Source organism: Flavobacterium macrobrachii (assembly GCF_014486675.1).
Taxonomy (GTDB): domain Bacteria; phylum Bacteroidota; class Bacteroidia; order Flavobacteriales; family Flavobacteriaceae; genus Flavobacterium; species Flavobacterium macrobrachii.
The window spans coordinates 1-556 of sequence record NZ_JACTAC010000189.1; the positions used below are offsets into that span (position 1 = coordinate 1).

1 protein-coding gene is annotated in these 556 nt (G+C 29.0%); it reads right to left on the minus strand.

Going from position 1 to position 556, the window contains the following annotated elements:
- On the minus strand, positions 1 to 556 hold a 556-nt coding region (locus tag IAI56_RS15900; protein ID WP_187658784.1), incomplete at both ends, for an IS982 family transposase.

Consider the following 556-nt stretch of genomic DNA (forward strand, 5'->3'; position numbering starts at 1 on the left):
TAAACTAGATTAATTTTTAAGTTGTTAATATTTCTGTTGAATACAAATTTATTGAGATATTGAATTGTTGTCAAAGTAGTAATCTTTGCTAAAATTCTAGTTTTAAAACCTTCGAAAGACTTTGCATAATTTCTTCTAATCATGAACTGGTCACATAATTGAGAAAATAAAGTTTCTATACGTTTTCTGTATTTTTTGAATTGATAAAACTGAGGTTTGTAATCTTTCTGATTTTTCCTTTTGGGCGTTTCCAATTCAATGTTTACTTCATTAAATAAGTCAAGTTGAATCGTTTGGGAAAGATATCCTTTATCTCCAAGTATAACACAATCTGAAAGTTGTGTTTTTATATCTTGTAAATAATGGATGTCATGAACAGAAGCCGGCGACAAATCAAAACTTTGAAAAACGCCATTAATGGTGCAAATAGCATGAAGTTTATAACCATAGAAATGTAAATTTTGCGAAGCACAAAATCCTTTGTTAGGAATTGCATAATCTGCTTCTTTACAAATCTTACTCCTAGAAGAACGAGCCATTTTACATACTTCTAAAG